At 65.6% G+C, this 15,500-nt stretch carries 16 protein-coding genes; 8 read left to right on the forward strand and 8 right to left on the reverse strand.

The annotated features are described in order from the left end of the window. The 5 genes from rpoB to ACGF7Y_RS00025 form a co-directional block, all read right to left on the reverse strand. Window positions 1-2,325 (reverse strand): DNA-directed RNA polymerase subunit beta (rpoB, locus tag ACGF7Y_RS00005; RefSeq protein WP_393230824.1); only part of this gene is annotated, 2,325 nt, incomplete at its 3' end. A gap of 335 nt (window positions 2,326-2,660) precedes the next feature. Beyond that, complete coding sequence (locus tag ACGF7Y_RS00010) at window positions 2,661-3,866, reverse strand: Cmx/CmrA family chloramphenicol efflux MFS transporter (RefSeq protein ID WP_393227692.1); 1,206 nt, start codon at window positions 3,864-3,866, stop codon at window positions 2,661-2,663. Between the two features lie 295 nt (window positions 3,867-4,161). After that, window positions 4,162-4,704, reverse strand: coding sequence for a hypothetical protein (locus ACGF7Y_RS00015; RefSeq protein ID WP_393227694.1), 543 nt, complete (start codon window positions 4,702-4,704; stop codon window positions 4,162-4,164). A 139-nt stretch (window positions 4,705-4,843) separates the two neighbouring features. After that, window positions 4,844-5,176, reverse strand: coding sequence for a hypothetical protein (locus tag ACGF7Y_RS00020; RefSeq protein WP_393227697.1), 333 nt, complete (start codon window positions 5,174-5,176; stop codon window positions 4,844-4,846). 5 nt (window positions 5,177-5,181) lie between these two features. Next, a complete protein-coding gene (locus tag ACGF7Y_RS00025; RefSeq protein WP_393227698.1) occupies window positions 5,182-5,367 on the reverse strand; it encodes a hypothetical protein in 186 nt (61 codons plus the stop codon). Window positions 5,368-5,734: 367 nt separating this feature from the next. Between ACGF7Y_RS00025 and ACGF7Y_RS00030 the strand changes: the two genes are divergently transcribed. Then, window positions 5,735-6,658 (forward strand): helix-turn-helix domain-containing protein, encoded by a 924-nt coding sequence (locus ACGF7Y_RS00030; protein ID WP_393227701.1) that lies wholly within the window; start codon window positions 5,735-5,737, stop codon window positions 6,656-6,658. Beyond that, window positions 6,655-6,858, forward strand: a complete 204-nt coding sequence (locus ACGF7Y_RS00035) for a DUF397 domain-containing protein (protein WP_393227704.1) — start codon at window positions 6,655-6,657, stop codon at window positions 6,856-6,858. The genes ACGF7Y_RS00030 and ACGF7Y_RS00035 overlap by 4 nt, the downstream gene beginning before the upstream one ends. 113 nt (window positions 6,859-6,971) lie before the next feature. Here ACGF7Y_RS00035 and ACGF7Y_RS00040 read toward each other — a convergent pair whose 3' ends face one another. Then, window positions 6,972-7,391, reverse strand: a complete 420-nt coding sequence (locus ACGF7Y_RS00040; RefSeq protein ID WP_393227706.1) for a hypothetical protein — start codon at window positions 7,389-7,391, stop codon at window positions 6,972-6,974. Window positions 7,392-7,678: 287 nt separating this feature from the next. Between ACGF7Y_RS00040 and ACGF7Y_RS00045 the strand changes: the two genes are divergently transcribed. The 5 genes from ACGF7Y_RS00045 (at window position 7,679) to ACGF7Y_RS00065 (ending at window position 11,560) form a co-directional block, all read left to right on the forward strand. Then, on the forward strand, window positions 7,679-8,191 hold the full coding sequence (locus ACGF7Y_RS00045; RefSeq protein ID WP_393227709.1) for a DUF3558 domain-containing protein: 513 nt from the start codon (window positions 7,679-7,681) through the stop codon (window positions 8,189-8,191). Window positions 8,192-8,206: 15 nt separating this feature from the next. Further along, the gene (locus tag ACGF7Y_RS00050; protein ID WP_393227712.1) at window positions 8,207-8,590 is read left to right on the forward strand and encodes a hypothetical protein; all 384 of its coding nucleotides are present in this window, start codon (window positions 8,207-8,209) and stop codon (window positions 8,588-8,590) included. Next, window positions 8,590-9,939: a hypothetical protein gene (locus ACGF7Y_RS00055; protein WP_393227715.1), complete on the forward strand. Its 1,350-nt coding sequence runs from the start codon at window positions 8,590-8,592 to the stop codon at window positions 9,937-9,939. Before ACGF7Y_RS00050 ends, ACGF7Y_RS00055 begins: the two co-directional genes overlap by 1 nt. Before the next feature lie 11 nt (window positions 9,940-9,950). Then, on the forward strand, window positions 9,951-10,724 hold the full coding sequence (locus ACGF7Y_RS00060; RefSeq protein WP_393227718.1) for an ESX secretion-associated protein EspG: 774 nt from the start codon (window positions 9,951-9,953) through the stop codon (window positions 10,722-10,724). 398 nt (window positions 10,725-11,122) lie between these two features. Continuing rightward, a complete protein-coding gene (locus ACGF7Y_RS00065; protein ID WP_393227721.1) occupies window positions 11,123-11,560 on the forward strand; it encodes a VOC family protein in 438 nt (145 codons plus the stop codon). Between the two features lie 261 nt (window positions 11,561-11,821). On the opposite strand, the gene ACGF7Y_RS00070 is transcribed toward ACGF7Y_RS00065, so the two are convergent. After that, window positions 11,822-13,303, reverse strand: coding sequence for an MFS transporter (locus ACGF7Y_RS00070; protein WP_393227723.1), 1,482 nt, complete (start codon window positions 13,301-13,303; stop codon window positions 11,822-11,824). Between the two features lie 191 nt (window positions 13,304-13,494). After that, window positions 13,495-14,166 (reverse strand): FadR/GntR family transcriptional regulator, encoded by a 672-nt coding sequence (locus ACGF7Y_RS00075; protein WP_063052252.1) that lies wholly within the window; start codon window positions 14,164-14,166, stop codon window positions 13,495-13,497. Window positions 14,167-14,231: 65 nt separating this feature from the next. Between ACGF7Y_RS00075 and ACGF7Y_RS00080 the strand changes: the two genes are divergently transcribed. Next, on the forward strand, window positions 14,232-15,485 hold the full coding sequence (locus ACGF7Y_RS00080) for an MFS transporter (RefSeq protein WP_393227726.1): 1,254 nt from the start codon (window positions 14,232-14,234) through the stop codon (window positions 15,483-15,485). Window positions 15,486-15,500: the final 15 nt, after the last annotated feature.

The raw sequence follows: 15,500 nt of genomic DNA on the forward strand, positions 1-15,500 counted from the left end.
ATCAGCGAGCACCTCATCGGACACATTCGGGATATCCCGCGTGATCTCCTCCGCCCCCAGCTTCGTGTCACGCGCATCGATCTCGTGCTCCTCGATATGAATCGAGGTCAACACGTCCTCTTCCACCAGGCGCTGCGACAGGATGATCGCGTCCTCGTAGTTGTGACCCTCCCACGGCATGATCGCCACCAACAGGTTCTTACCCAGGGCCATCTCACCGTTCTCGGTGCACGGACCATCGGCCAGAACCTGACCACGCTCCACCCGCTGACCCTCATCCACAATCGGACGCTGATTCGAGCACGTGCCCTGATTCGACCGGTTGAACTTCCGCATCCGATAGGACTTACGCGTCCCATCATCAGCCATCACCGTCACATAATCGGCGGAGACTTCCTCGACCACACCGGCTTTCCCGTTCACCACCACGTCACCGGCATCGATCGCGGCACGCGACTCCATGCCGGTGCCGACCAGCGGGGCCTCGGAGCGAATCAGCGGAACCGCTTGCTTCTGCATGTTCGCGCCCATCAGGGCGCGGTTGGCGTCGTCGTGCTCGAGGAACGGGATCATCGCCGTCGCGACCGACACCATCTGACGCGGCGACACGTCCATGTAGTCGACTTGCGCGGAATCGACGAGCTCGACCTCGGAATTCCTGCGCCGCACCGCGATTCGCGGCTCGACGAAACGCCCCTCGGCATCGAGTGGCTCGTTCGCCTGCGCCACGACATGCAGGTCTTCCTGGTCGGCGGTCAAGTAGTCGACCTCGTCGGTCACCCGGCCGTCGACCACTTTCCGGTACGGGGTCTCGATGAAGCCGAACGGGTTCACCCGCGCGTACACCGACAGATAACCGATCAGTCCGATGTTCGGGCCTTCGGGTGTCTCGATCGGGCACATCCGCCCGTAATGGCTGTAGTGCACATCGCGGACTTCCAGGCCGGCGCGCTCCCGGGTCAGGCCACCCGGGCCCAGCGCCGAGAGGCGGCGTTTCTGGGTCAGACTGGCCAGCGGGTTGCGCTCGTCGAGGAATACCGACATCTGCGAGGTTCCGAAGAATTCCCTGATCGCGGCGACGACCGGGCGGATGTTCATCAGCGTCTGCGGCGTGATCGCCTCGACGTCCTGGGTGGTCATCCGCTCGCGAACCACACGCTCCATGCGGGAGAGACCGATTCGCATCTGGTTCTGGATCAGCTCACCGACGGTACGCAGGCGACGATTGCCGAAATGATCGATGTCATCGACCTCGACCCGAACCTCGATGCCACCGGGGGCGGTCATGGTCTTGTCACCCGCGTGCAGGCGCAGCAGGTATTCGATGATCGTGACGATGTCTTCCTCGGCGAGCACCGGTGAGCCGATGACTTCGCCGGAGTGGATGCCGAGCTTCTTGTCGATCTTGTAGCGACCGACGCGCGCCAAGTCGTAGCGCTTCTCCTTGAAGAACAGATTCTCCAGCAGGGTCTGCGCGGACTCCTTGGTCGGCGGCTCACCCGGACGCAGCTTGCGATGGATGTCCAGCAGCGCCTCATCGGTGCCCGGTGTGTTGTCCTTCTCCAGCGACGTCATCATGATCTCGGAGAAACCGAACCGCTCGCGGATCCGCTCATCCGTCCAGCCGAGCGCTTTGAGCAGGACCGTCACGGGTTGGCGGCGCTTGCGGTCGATGCGCACACCCACGGTGTCGCGCTTGTCCACGTCGAACTCCAGCCACGCACCGCGCGACGGAATCACCCGCACACTGTGCAGGTCCTTCTCCGTGCCCTTGTCGACACTGTGGTCGAAGTACACACCCGGCGAACGCACCAGCTGCGACACCACGACACGCTCGGTGCCGTTGATGATGAACGTGCCCTTGTCGGTCATCATCGGGAAATCACCCATGAAGACCGTCTGGCTCTTGATCTCACCGGTGTTGTTGTTGATGAACTCCGCCGTCACGAACAGCGGAGCCGCATACGTCATGTCCTTGTCTTTGCACTCATCGATCGAGGCCTTGACCTCTTCGAAGCGGGGATCGGACAGGGTCAGCGACATCGTTCCGGCGAAATCCTCGATCGGGGAGAGCTCCTCGAGCACCTCCGCCAATCCGCCCGCCCGTGCGTCGCCGCCCGCCGCCGCCCGTTCGTGGCGGGCGGGCGCACCGATCAACCAATCGAAAGAATCGAGCTGGATATCCAGCAACCCCGGAACATCGAGGGGCTCACGGATTTTGGCGAACGAGACCCGCTTCGGCACCCCGGAGACCCCGGTCTCGACGGGCATTCCTGCATCGACGTCGGCCTGACTCGAGATTGTCAAGATGAGTCCTTCCAGCACCTCGCGCCGCCCACGCGTTCGCGTGGTCGTCGCGGTATCTGCTTGTCCTGTGGGCGGTAGTTCTCCTGTGCGCACCGTGCTGGACTGTGTCCGAACATGCCTCGACAACAACGGGTAGAAGGTGGCACGCCGACAGTGCCACTTTCCACAGTCATTTCGTATTTCGAGAGTTGGACGGACAGCACGCGACCCGGCGCGAAGCCTTAAATTACACCCAAACTTGGCCGATGTCGAGGACATCAAAAAATAGACACATGATTTCTCGTGTCTTCCCAGATTTATAGTGACATCTCGATCTGCGGTTCGTCAAGTCTATTAGCGGTAATTCGCCAGCTTCACTCGATCGGGTCTCCTGTCGGGGCCGCGGTGGTCGCCACTGGGGGTGCGACCGGCCTTCGCGAGGTCAGGACGACAGCCGTCGCGGCGATCGTGAAGGAGATGCCGCACCACAAGGCCTTCGCGGGCTGACCGGTGTGGTCGACGACCACGGCGGCGGTGGCGGGGCCGAGAACAGCGCCGATATTGAACGCGGTGGTGGCCAGCGCGCCCGCGATCCGTGGCGCGGTGGGCGCGGCGGTCTGCACGATCGTCGCGATCAGCGTCGATCCCACCCCGAACGCGATCGCCCCGGACACCGTCGCCATGATCGCCACCCCGGGCAGGGTGTGCGCGGTACAAGCGGCCAGCAGCCACACTCCGACGAGCCCGCTCGTACCGAGCGTGATGATTCGCTCTCGATGACGGTCGCAGTAGCGGCCGGTGAACGTCACGCCGACGAACGATCCGATGCCGAACAGAGCCAGAACGATCGGAACCCAGCGGCTGCCCGGCTCGGCGAGCCCGGCGGTGATCGAACCGAGGAACGTGAACCCCGCGAATGTCGCGGCGTTCACGAGTATCGCGAGCAGGACCGCGACGAGAACCGGACGGGTGCCGAGCACCTTCCACTCCTGCACGGACGAGGGTCCCTGGGGCGTCCGCCGATCACCGGCGCGCACAGTGCGAGGCACCATCGCCCACACCGGGATCACCACAGCGCCGCTGATGACGGCGACGGCCCAGAACGCGGCACGCCACCCCCACGCTTGTCCCAGCAGGGTTCCGGCCGGTACACCGGCGATGCAGGCCACGGTCACCCCGGAAACCACCGCCGAGGTCGCGCGGCCCACCACGACTGGGTCGACCAAGCGCGGCAGAGCGGCCAGCACGATGGCCAGGAACCCCGCGTTGGCGACCGCCGCGACGACTCGGGTCGTCAGCAGGACCGCGAACTCGCTGGTCACCGCCCCGACCACGTGAGTCGCGCAGAACACCGCCAAGAACGCCGCTACCGAATGCCGGACCGGCAACCGGCCCGCCGTCACGGCCATCGCCGGTGCGCCGAGCACCATGCCCGCCGCGAACAGCGAGGTCAGCAGACCGGCCGTGCCGAGTGAGACCCCGAGATCGTCGGCGATCCGCTCCAGCAACCCCGACACCATGAATTCGGACGCGCCCTGCGCGAACACCGCGACAGCCAGCACGAACACCACAATGGGCATAGAAGGACAACTCCCCGGATAAGGGCGCCACGCAGAGGACGCGGCACCCGAGATGGTCGCGAAAGCGGGCGAATCATCGCCCGGTCGCGGAGAGGCAAACATCGTCCGGCGTCGCGAAAAACCTGCTGATCGCGCTACGAACAGCAGTTTCTGCATTCACAACGCCGCCCAGCGCATACGCTGGGCGGCTACCGTCTGGACGCCTCCGGGGAATTCACGCCCACACCATAAACAACGCGTCCGGGCGGCGCCAACACAATTACCGATCCGCTTTCAGCCTGGAAGTCCCGGTGTATCAGTGTGACCGTAGGTGCGTTATGGCGGCGTGGTTCGCCTGCGGATCCAGCGCTATGGCCGCCGCCCAGACGTGTGCCGCGACGGCGCGCTGGTCGAAGAGTGCGACCCAGCTGTCGGTGGACTTCCTGGTGTCGCTCACCCAGGTTGGCGTCGGTCCGAGTTCGGGCAAGTGCGTGTAGGTCAGCGCCGTGTAGGCGCGTGCTCGGGCATCGAAAATCGTTGCCGCGCACATGGCGTCGGCGGTGGCGCGTTCACACAGCCGCCCCACCTTCGCGGCCTGTATCGCGTCGGGCGGGACGCCATCGGCTCCGGGGAATATCTCGCCCACCGTCAGGTAGGCCAGGCCGAAGCCCCACACGCGGCGGCCGAATCGCCGGATCAGCCACTCGGCCGAATCCAGGATGGGGGAGCGTTCGGCGTCGGGATCGAGCACTATCGCGGTGTGGGCCGCGTCTTGTGCGGTGGAGTTCCCGGTGTGGGCGAACCCCCAGAAGTGCACGGTGTCGGGGCCGGCGGAGTCTGCGCGGCGTTCGGCCATCATTGTCGTGAGTATCGAGTCGATCGTGGTCCTCGGTGGATATCGGATGGTGGAATTCGTCGGCTTGCGGGCCGCGGGTCGCGGTCGATTTCGTCGCTTGGACATTTCGCTCTCGGCTACTCGTACGGGGTCGTGGACTCGGTCAGGCGCATTCGCCCGGCCGGGGCGGTAGGGAGAGATCCGTGGTGCGAGCCCCACCGGTGGCCAGCACGACCTCCCAGAACTGGGCGCGTACGGCGTCCCAGAGGCGGAAGTTGCGCGGGAACCATTCGCGCACCTGCGCCAGATCAGGCAACGCGCGCTCGTCGAAGGCGATGAAGCCGTTCTGGCCCAATGGAATCGGCACCGTATCGCCGTTGTTGCGCAGCCGGTAGGCAGGTAGCGGGTCGGCTTCGTCGCGCAGGAATACGACTTCGATGCGGCTTCCCACTACCCGCCAGCCTGCCTGCATGGCTCCCACCGTGGTCCGATGCATCCGGGTCACCCCCGCTGGATTTCCGGCGGCGTCGCCAACGCCGACAACCGCTCCAGCACCGCCTGAATCGTGTGCACGTCGAGTGTGTGATCGGCGCTGCGGGTTCCGTCATGTGACGGGAAGTCCATGCCCCGTTCGGTGGCGCGTTCGCGATGACTGACCGCCTGCGGTGTCAGTCGTCCCGTGAACACCAGTGTGCGATAAGCCGCCGCCTTCCACGCACACCGCTCCATTCGGCAGCCCAGGTGGGCCCGCATCTGCTCGTGAGCCAGCCGCACGTCCGCCTGGTGGCAGATTCCGGGCGGAACGAGCAGAGCGTTCGCCGCCCGGCTTTCGTGAAGGTGCGACCCCGTGCCGTGGCTTGCGGGCTCGTGATTGCGTGTATCGAGTGCCGCTGTACGGGAATTCGTCACGAATTCGAGTTCTGTTCCGTGTGGTTCGGCCATGTGCATATGCTGCGGGGCGTGCGCGCGAGGGGAGGCTCGAAACGGCCGGTGCCCAGCAACCGGTGCATACGCACTGAACGCTTCCCGAGTTGGGCGCACGTCGATTCTCGGCGTGGGAAAAATCAAGGAAGACCGTGGGATAGCAGGGGAGGACACAGCGGAAATGGTCGGTAGCAAGTCGGACATCAGCCGGACGACGCTCCCGCGTCGCCAGTTGGGCCGCGCACTGCGCGACGCGCGTCAGGCCAACGGCTACACCCTCGAACAGGTAGCCGAGGTCTTGGAGATCAGCCGATCGTCGCTCGGGCGGCTGGAGCTAGGGCAGAACGAGAAGATCAAGGTTAGGGATGTGGAGTTCATCTGCCAGTACTACGGGCTACCGGAGGAGCGGATCGAGTATCTGAAATCGCTCGTCCTACAGGCTGATACGAAAATTTGGTGGCAGGACTACCGGAGTCTGATCAGACGAGGGTTCAATACCTATCTACATCTGGAGGTGGCGGCGTCCGAACTGCACTTCTTCCAATCGCTCACCGTACCTGGACTGTTGCAGACCGCCGATTATGCGCGGAATGTGGAGTCGCATCCACCGAGAGTCACCTTGGAAGAAGTGGAGAGGCGTGTAGCTCTGCGAATGAGACGAGCTGGAATCCTGACACGACGCCACGCGCCGATGCAAGCAGAGTTCTTGCTGCACGAGGCAGTGTTGCATACCGTGGTCGGGTGTAGGCGGACCATGGCGGGACAGCATCGACATATTGCCGATATGAGTCTGCGAGAGAATATTTCAATCCGGATCGTGCCATTCGCCGCAGGCTTGCCCGCGGGAGCGGCGATCCCGCCCTACATAATCTTGGATTTCCTGCGCGAGCCGTCGGTTGTCTACACCGAAGGAGCTGTAGGGACAATGATATTAGAGCAGCACGACGAGGTGGCGAGATTTCAAACTATTCATGACGCCCTTCGTGGCGCTGCTCTGGACGAGCAGCCTTCGAGAGACCTGCTGAGGGCTACGGCAAGGAGATACGATCAGTGACTATTGAGCTATCCAATGCGCAATGGTTCAAGTCGAGCTACAGCGATGGTGGTGAAGCATGCGTGGAAATCGCGTGGATCGACACCCGTCGGGTCGGCGTTCGCGATTCGAAGAACCCGACTGGCCCGGCGCTGATCTTCACGCCGGGCCAATGGGACGCCTTCACCGCGTGCGTCGCGGGCGGAGCGTTCGAGCTGTGAGGCTGCGGTAGTCGACTGGCGGCCCGGATTTCGTCTCCGCAGCCGAGGCCAGGCCGCAGTCCTCTCGGGACCGATGTAGTCACGCGGGATCGCGCGTCACCGGCACGTCCGACTCAGCGGCGGCTGAGCCAAACTGCCGCGAGCGGGTAGGGGGCGATGATCGGAGTCCCGGCAATGTTCACCGTCCCACTCCACAGTCCCTGCCGTGGGTCGATGTCATGCAGGTCGAGTCCGAAAGGCGCAAAGTCGAACGAAACATAGGTCTCGTCCGGGCCGACCGGCGTCTGATGCCCGCCCCGGCTCGAGCCGCCGCAGATTAGCGCCACCGTCTTGCCATCCACAGGGACTTCCAGATCACAGTTCTCGAGGGGTGACCCGACCACATTCGAGGGACCCCGCCCGATGTGATAGGTCCCGGGCGGGATGACGCCATTGCGCGGAAACTCCGGATCATCAGCGGAGGCAACGGCGGGAGCGACAGAGATCGCGGCAGCTGCCAGCGCGAACCCCACTACGATCTTGCCAAACTTCATCGATTCAGCTCCTTCGAAGATCAGTCGTACTCGGTCGTATGTCCTAGCTTTCGCCCGACTCGTTACTAAACTGCCACCCTAGATCCGGGACCAAACCCGTTGCCCCCGAACACGGAGAGTCCTTCCGGCAGCGCACGGCGACCGCGCCAGCGGCCGCGTCGAACCCAGCGCGCTCCGGATACCGCAGGACCAGCGCGGGCAGGGGGAACCCCATGTGGTTGTCTGCTAATGTTGCCGAACCTGAGTCGTCGCGGGTCGAGAGGGTGGGGATGAGGCGTCGAATCACGTTGGCACTGCTTATCGGTGCGCTGGCGACCGGGGTTGTCGGCTGTGAGGACACCACGAGCGGATCGCCGACGGCGGGTTCCAGTACGACTGCGGCCCAAGCTCTGTTCAACCCGTGCACGGGGATTCCTGATGAGGCGTTGCGGGCGGCCGGGGTCGATCCTGCGACCGAGGAGCCCGGTATTGCCGGTGTGCACCAGTCCGGATGGGAAATCTGTAACTGGGATGGCCCCAGATACTTCATTACAGTGTTCTCCACCGGTCGTACGGTCGCGGAGTTCGAGCGTAAGCCCGGGAATGTCGATTTCCAGGATGTCACCGTGGGCGGTCGCCCAGGTCGGCAGTTCAGGGTCGAGGGTGCTTCAAAGTATTTCGATTGCGATGTGCTGTTCCCTGCGGCTCAGGGGGTTGTGCAGTTGAAAGTCCTGAACCGGGCGGGTCGGGACAATCTCGAGGACCCATGCGCGATCCTGCAACGGGTCGGCGTGTCGATTGTTCCTGCGCTACCACATTGATCAGGGAGGGGTCATATGAGCGAAGACAATGCGGAACTGTGGAGTGGGTTGGCAGGACGAGCTCGGGCGGGGGAGCTGTACGTCGACGATGAGAATACCGCGTATCAGTGCGCGAAGGCATGTGACCAGCGTCTCGCGGACCTGGAAGGGTTACGTAGGTTTACCGCTGGAGCCCAGAGCGTTTCCGGCTTCGGTGATTTCAACATGGCGGACAAGCTCGTCGGCAAGTTTCTGAAGCAGGCCACCGGTGATACCAACTCGATCGACCAGATCATCCTCGAACACATCGAGACCGTGCAGAACATGCGCGAAGTCATGGCGATCTCGTTCAAGCGCATCACCGGGCAGGACATCGAGAACGCGGCGCAGATCGCGAGTACAACTGAGCAGGTGCGCTGATGGGTAATCCGTACAGTGGTATGCCGCAATTTCAGCTCGATCAAGGGCTGGGCTCGGCTATGTGGCGCAGCGTCACCGATTGGATTGCGGGTGAGGAGTCACAGCCCAAGGTCGACGCGGCCGAGGTGCAAGGCAGGTACAACCAGCAGCGCGATGGCGTCCGCAGCAAGGCCGCCGATGTCGGGTTCCAGGGCGAATTCCGGCCGAGGGAAGTTCTGGACGCGGACGAGTTCGAGCGGCACGACGTCGCCACGCTTCGTCAGAAGGTCGATCAGATCGATTTGAAGGCGGTCAGTGATCTGGTAACCGCTTGGAACGCCATCGCCGACCGGCACGAGGCCTCGTTGAAGACCTTCACGACGGCGATGGAACGGGCCACCGACGACAGTGTGTGGCGTGGGGAGGCGCGCAATGCGGCGGCGAGCGCGGTCGGTGACTACGCCGCCCAGGGTGCGCAGGTCTCGAACGCGGCCCGGCTGACCGGCAACAAGCTGGCCGAACTGCAGACCGGGCTGGAGCCGACAAAGCAATTGGTCCCGCACGCGCCGGAACATCGCAGCGGATGGGACAATCTCCGTGGATTCGTGGTCGGGCGAGATTGGCGCAATGACGACGTCGCCGAGTACAACGCGAAAACCGAGGCGTTGCGGGTGCTTCGAACCGTTTACGCGCCGGTCGTCATGGAGTCCGATACGAACGTGCCCGTGATTCCCCGTCCCGCGTCGACTGCGAATCCGAACGGCACCGGCGACGGTAGCAACTCCCGGGGTACGCACAATGGCAGCGGGAACCCCTCGGGGACATCGTCGCCCAGTTCGAATCCTGCCGATACGAACTTCACCGACGATCCGTCGACTTCGTCGAGCACCGAGCCCTCGGACACCACCTCCGAAACGCCGGAGTCGACCAGTACCGACCCGGCGTCCACTACGGACGATTCGACCACCCCCGCTTCCACCACACCGGCGACCGCACCTGCTTCGACGACGCCTACGCCGAGCACATCGCCGAACAGTCCTGGCACCCCGCACACGAGCACGCCGGGGAGTCCGGGCAGTCCCGGAAGTCCGATCAACCCGGGTGCGCCGGGTGTCTCGGTTCCGTCCAAAGGCGCACCGACCAACCCCAACGCGGTTGCGGCGGCGGCGCGTACCAATGCCTCGCCTGGTCGCGCCGGTACGGGCGGCATGGGTGGCATGGCTCCCGGTGCGCGCGGCGGCAAGTCCGACGAGGAATCCACCAAGGGCATTCCGGACTACCTGATCACTCAGGAACACGGCAATGAGCTCATAGGGCTCGACGGGCTGCCCAGGACGGTGCCGCCGGTTATCGGTGACAACCCACGATAAGGACGTCATCGATGCCCGAGGTGCAGAGCTGGCGGTTCACCGCGCTCGAATTCCGGACGCTGTGGGAGTCCACCGGCCGGGACGTGCTGCCGTATCCCTTGCAGCACCAGTACACGACGGAATTCCGGTCGGAGAGCTTGCGGTTGCGGCAGGCGGCGGCGCAGTCGCTGCGCCCGCGCATCGATGACGACCTGCTGCGCGCGGTCGAAGTGCTGCTGGCTCCGGAGGCCCGGGTGGAAGTGGCCGGATTCGCAGGCAAGCGCAAGGACCGCAAGCTGCGGGCGCATGCGGGAGTGCACTACGAGCACGGCGCGATCGCGGTGCAGGAACCGGGGCCGGACGTCGAGCACGGCGGCGATGTGGTGTTGACGTTGCTGTCCGCCGGTGCGGTGGCGCGGGCCGTTGTCGACGTGTTCCCCGCCTGCGGGCCGGGGCAGGGTAAGCAGTTGCAGGCATCCGCGGAGGAACTGGCGCGGCCGCGTCCGCCGGTGCGCGACACGTGGCGGCCTACGCCGCGGGAGGAGTTCGAGCGGTTCTTCACCCGGGCGATGACCTTGATCGGTCATGTCGGCGTCTACGCGATGGGAAGCGTGGACAATCGGCACGTCGACGGGCGCAAGGATTTCCAGCTCAACGATGTCGAGAAGGACGGCCGGTACGTCACTTTCGGCGACGACCTGGTGACGATCAAACCCACCACTTCCGAACGCATCGCCGCCACCCTGCAACAGATGATTGCCAGAACCGTCAAGGACGTGCGCGACGGGGTGCACTTACCGTACTGACCTCGCGAGCGGCGACGCGTTTCGCCGCCGTCGGCAGTGCCGCCACCACGTTCGCCCCTACCCGCCGCGCGTCACCGCAGGCCCGGTTCAGGGTCTGCCCCTGCGCCACGGACCTGCGCCATGGGCCTGAGGCGAAGTGTGCCGCCGCAGCCCTGTCTCCGGCAGGTCACGACACGCGCGACACACGCCACCGCCCCCGACTCAGCAGAAACCGTGCGGCCGACATGTCGAGAACGCCACGGCGGCTCCGTCCAAGGAGTAGACGGCCGAACCCGTCCGCATGGGCACGCACCGCCAGGCCCACGCCCAACGACAATGAGACCTCTGGAGCGCACGAGCCTACCTGTCGAGATCGGCGCGACAGCGCCGTTCCACAGCGCGAATAAGGAGTAGAAGTCATGCCCATCAAGTTGGAGAACGTCGCCATCGCGGTTCGCGACCTCGAAGCGACGATCGCCTTTTTCACCGACCTCGGTCTGACCGTCATCGGCCGGGACACGGTCAGCGGCGAATGGACCGACACCGCCGTCGGCCTCGACGGCAATCACGCCAAGATCGCTATGCTCCAGACACCGGACGGCAACGGTCGGCTCGAGCTCTTCGAGTACATCCACCCCACCGCAATCGAGACGAGCCCGACCCGGCCCAACGAGATCGGGATGCACCGCGTCGCGTTCTCGGTGGATGACATCGACGAGGCCCTCGAGATCGCGGCGAGGCACGGCTGCCACCCGCTGCGCGGCGTGGCGACCTACAGGGATGTCTACAAGCTCACCTATGTCCGCGGCCCCAGCGGCATCATCGTGATGCTTGCCGAAGAGCTGAACAAGAGCTGACCGCGCGCCCCGGCGCACCTCGCGATACCGGCGCGCATCAGCGCTGCGGGCTGGAGCGAGCACAGCGCCGATCGGCACGTTCTCTCGGAACGGCGAAACCGAACGTCCGCCCATCGTCCCGGTGCAGACCGGAACCCGTTGCGGACCCGGGGTCGACCCGGGCGATGAGCGGACGTTCGGTTGGGCGGCTCCGCCGGAGGGGGACGGCGGTGGTGACGCCCGAGTCCCGCGGTGTCCGGGCCGCGGGACCGGCTGGGGCGGTCAGACGTTCGCGTAGGCCAGCGAGGGAACGCGCTGGATGGCGAACGAGGACCGCAGGTAGAACCACCAGGTGACGGCGGCCATCACCAGGAAGGCCCCGGCGTAGGCCCAGAACGCGGGAGCCATGCTGTGCAGGTGGGTGTTGGACAGCCGCAGGGCCTGCTGCAACAGCCAGCCGCCGGAAGCGCCGACCGCGCCGATGACACCGATCGCCGCGCCCGCCTGGCGTTTCGCCGAAGCGGCGGCCTCGGCCGCGTCGAGGCCGTGCTCGGAGGCGTACTTCTTGGACTCGGCGCTGAAGATGGTCGGGATCATCCGGTAGGTCGAGCCGTTGCCGATGCCGGTGAGCACGAACAACAGCAGGAACGCGATCAAGTAGAGCGGGAAGCTCTTCAGTTCCAGCCCGGCCATGATCAGCGCGACCGCGATCGCCATGCCGCCGAAGACGTAGAAGGTGATCTTCGCGCCGCCGACCTTGTCGGACACCCAACCGCCGAACGGCCTGCTGAACGACCCGACCAGGGCGCCGAGGAACGCGAGGTTACCGAGCGTGGTGATCCAGCCGATCTTGGCCAGGTCCGGGAAATTGGCCTTGATCAGCGTCGGGAAGGCGAAGGAGAAACCGATGAACGAGCCGAAGGTGCCGATGTAGAGGATCGCCATCACCCAGGTGTGCCGGTTGGTGAGCGCGAGCCGGTAGGACTTGCCGTCGGACTTGGCGGTGCTGATGCTGTCCATGTAGCGCAGCGCGCCGAACGCGGCGGCCAGGATGAACGGCACCCAGACCAGCACCGACAGCGTGATGCCGAAGCGGTAGCCGCCCGGGTCCTTGGCCATGAGGTGCGTGCCGAAGGTGATCAGCAGCGGCAGCACCAGCTGGGTCTGGGCGACGCCCAGGTTGCCGCCCGCGGCGTTGATGCCCAGCGCCGCACCCTTCTTGCCCTCGGGGAAGAAGAAGTTGATGTTGGCCATCGAGGAGGAGAAGTTGCCGCCGCCGACGCCCGCGAGCGCCGCCAGCAGCAGGAACACCCACATCGGCGTGCCCGGCTGGTTGACGAACCAGGCCAGGCCGAGCGTCGGAATCAGCAGCATCCCCGCGCTGAACACGGTGAATGCCCGACCGCCGAACCGGGGGATGGCGAAGGTGTACGGAATGCGCAGCGCGGCGCCGACCAGGGTGGGGGTAGAGGTGAGCAGCAGGGCGTTGCTCACCGCGATGGGGTTGCCCTTGCCCAGACCGGCGAGGAAGTCGAATCCGGCGGCGCCCATGCTGGTCACGACGGTGCCCCAGATGACCCAGATGCTGAAGCCGAGATTCTCGGCGAATACGGAGAACATCAAATTCTTGCGCGCGGTTTTCGCGCCACCGGATTCCCAGAACTTCGCGTTGTCCGGATCCCAGTGATCGAGCCAGCGTCCACGTTTCTGGTATTCGAAAGTCGTTGTGTGCGACTGCTGGCCGGTGGCTGCTACGACGGTCATCGGCTTCCTCTCGATTCGGCTCGACCGGCCCTCATCGCGGCTGTGCCGCCGGCGGCTGTCGAGTGCCTGGCTACGGTCGAGATAAAGGTAGGAGCCGCGTGTTGCGTCCCCGTGGCCTTCGATGACGTTCCCGGCAAATCCGACTCACATCGCGCGGCCCCGAATGGTGACCACTCGGTTACCTGCGCCGTTTATCGCGCGTCCGGATATTCCGCGATGAGCGAGTTGAGGAAGCACCGCGTCTCCGAGGCGGCGCGTTCGGGATCGCCGTCGATCACCGCGTGCACCAACGCGGCGTGCTCCTCGGTATAGGAGTCGTCGGACTTCGATGTCCGTGCGCGGATGACCTGTTCGATGATGGGCAGCAGCGAATCGTAGAACTCGAGGTACACCGCGTTGTGGCTCGCGACGACGATCGCGCGGTGCAGCTGGACGTCCGCCTCGATCGCGGCGGCGGAGTCCTCGTCCCACTTCTTGTCGCGTTCGGCCAGCAGGCGCAGCAGGTTCGCGATATCGGTGTCGTCGCGGCGGCGCGCGGCCAGGCCCGCGGCGGTGACGTCCAGCGCGAGGCGCAGTTCCAGGACGTCGCGTTCCTCCGCGTCGGCGAAATACTTGCCCAGGGTTCCGCCGAGGTCCGACGCCGCGATGACGTAGGTGCCGGAACCTTGGCGACGCTCCAGCATGCCGGCGTGCACGAGGGCCTGGACGGCCTCGCGCACCGTGTTGCGGCCGGTGCCGGTGAGCTCGGTGAGCTCCGGCTCGGTCGGGATGCGGGAACCGATCGGCCAACGGCCGGAACGAATTTCGGCACGCAGCTGGTCGGTCACCTGGGCGATGAGGCTGGTGCGCCGGACGGGTTGCACCTCGACAGAGTACCGCCCATCACAAATCGTTGCCGGTCATCATCCGGTCATCCTATGATTTCTCGGTGACTGCGACCCTTCCCGAAACCGAGGCTCGCCAGGAATCCGTCCTGGTCGAGCGCCGTCGACGTGCGCTGACCGAGGGCCGCCTGCTGGTGCTCACCGCCATCGTGATGTCGGCGCTCACGCTGCGGGTCGCCGTCACCGCGTACAGCCCGCTGGCCGAGCGGATCGGGGCCGAGATCGGCTACGGGGCCGCCGTTGTCGGCGTCTTCGGCATGATCCCCACCGCCATGTTCGCGCTGTCCGGGCTGCTCACCCCGGTCCTGGCGGTCCGGCTCGGACTGGAGCGCACCGCGCTGACGGCCATGCTGATGGCGGGCGCGGGCATGGTGCTGCGGGTGCTGATGTCGGGCACCGCCGAACTGCTCGTCTTCTCGGCCCTCGCCCTTGCGGGCATGGGCATCGGCAACGTGGTGATCCCTCCGCTGGTGAAGCGGTACTTCCCGGATCGCCTCGCCGTGATCAGCTCGCTGTACATCGTGATGGTGCAACTCGGCACGGTCGTGCCCGCCTTCACCGCGGTCCCGGTCGCGGACGCGCACGGCTGGCGCGTGTCGCTCGGGGTGTGGGGTGTGCTGGGCTTCGCCGCGGCGGTGCCGTGGCTGGCGGTGCTGCGCGGCAGGCGCGGACACGACGGCGCGGACCGGACGGCCGTGCCGGAGCAGCCGCCCACCGGGCGCGTGTGGCGCTCGCCCATCGCCTGGGGAATGGCGGGCATGTTCGGCATGACCTCGCTCACCACCTACGCGATGTTCACGTGGTTACCGAAGATCCTGAGCGAGGCGGGCGCGAGCGCCGCGTACGGCGGGGCCATGGTCGGTCTGTTCGCCGTGGTCGGCCTGGTGGCCGCACTCACCGCACCGACCGTGGTCGCCCGGTTCCGCAATCCGTTCCCGGTGGTGGTGGGCTGCGCGGTGCTGTTCTTCATCGCGTTCACCGGGCTGCTCATCGCGCCGATGGCCGCGCCGATCCTCTGGGTCGTCGTGCTCGGTCTCGGCCCGAGTACGTTCCCGATGGCGCTGACGCTGATCAACCTGCGCACCCGCACCCCTGCCGGGTCGGCCGCGCTGTCCGGCTTCACCCAGGGCGTCGGGTACGCCGTGGCCTGCGTGGGCCCGCTGCTGTTCGGCGTGCTGCACACCGCGACGGGTGGGTGGCTGGTTCCGTTCGCGCTGCTCGGCCTGGCGGTGCTGGTGCTGCTGGCGGGCGCCTGGCAGGCGTGCAAGCCACGGCTGCTCGAAGACACCTGGAATTGAGGCGCGGCGCCGTCG

Source organism: Nocardia sp. NPDC047654 (genome assembly GCF_043205035.1).
GTDB lineage: Bacteria > Actinomycetota > Actinomycetes > Mycobacteriales > Mycobacteriaceae > Nocardia.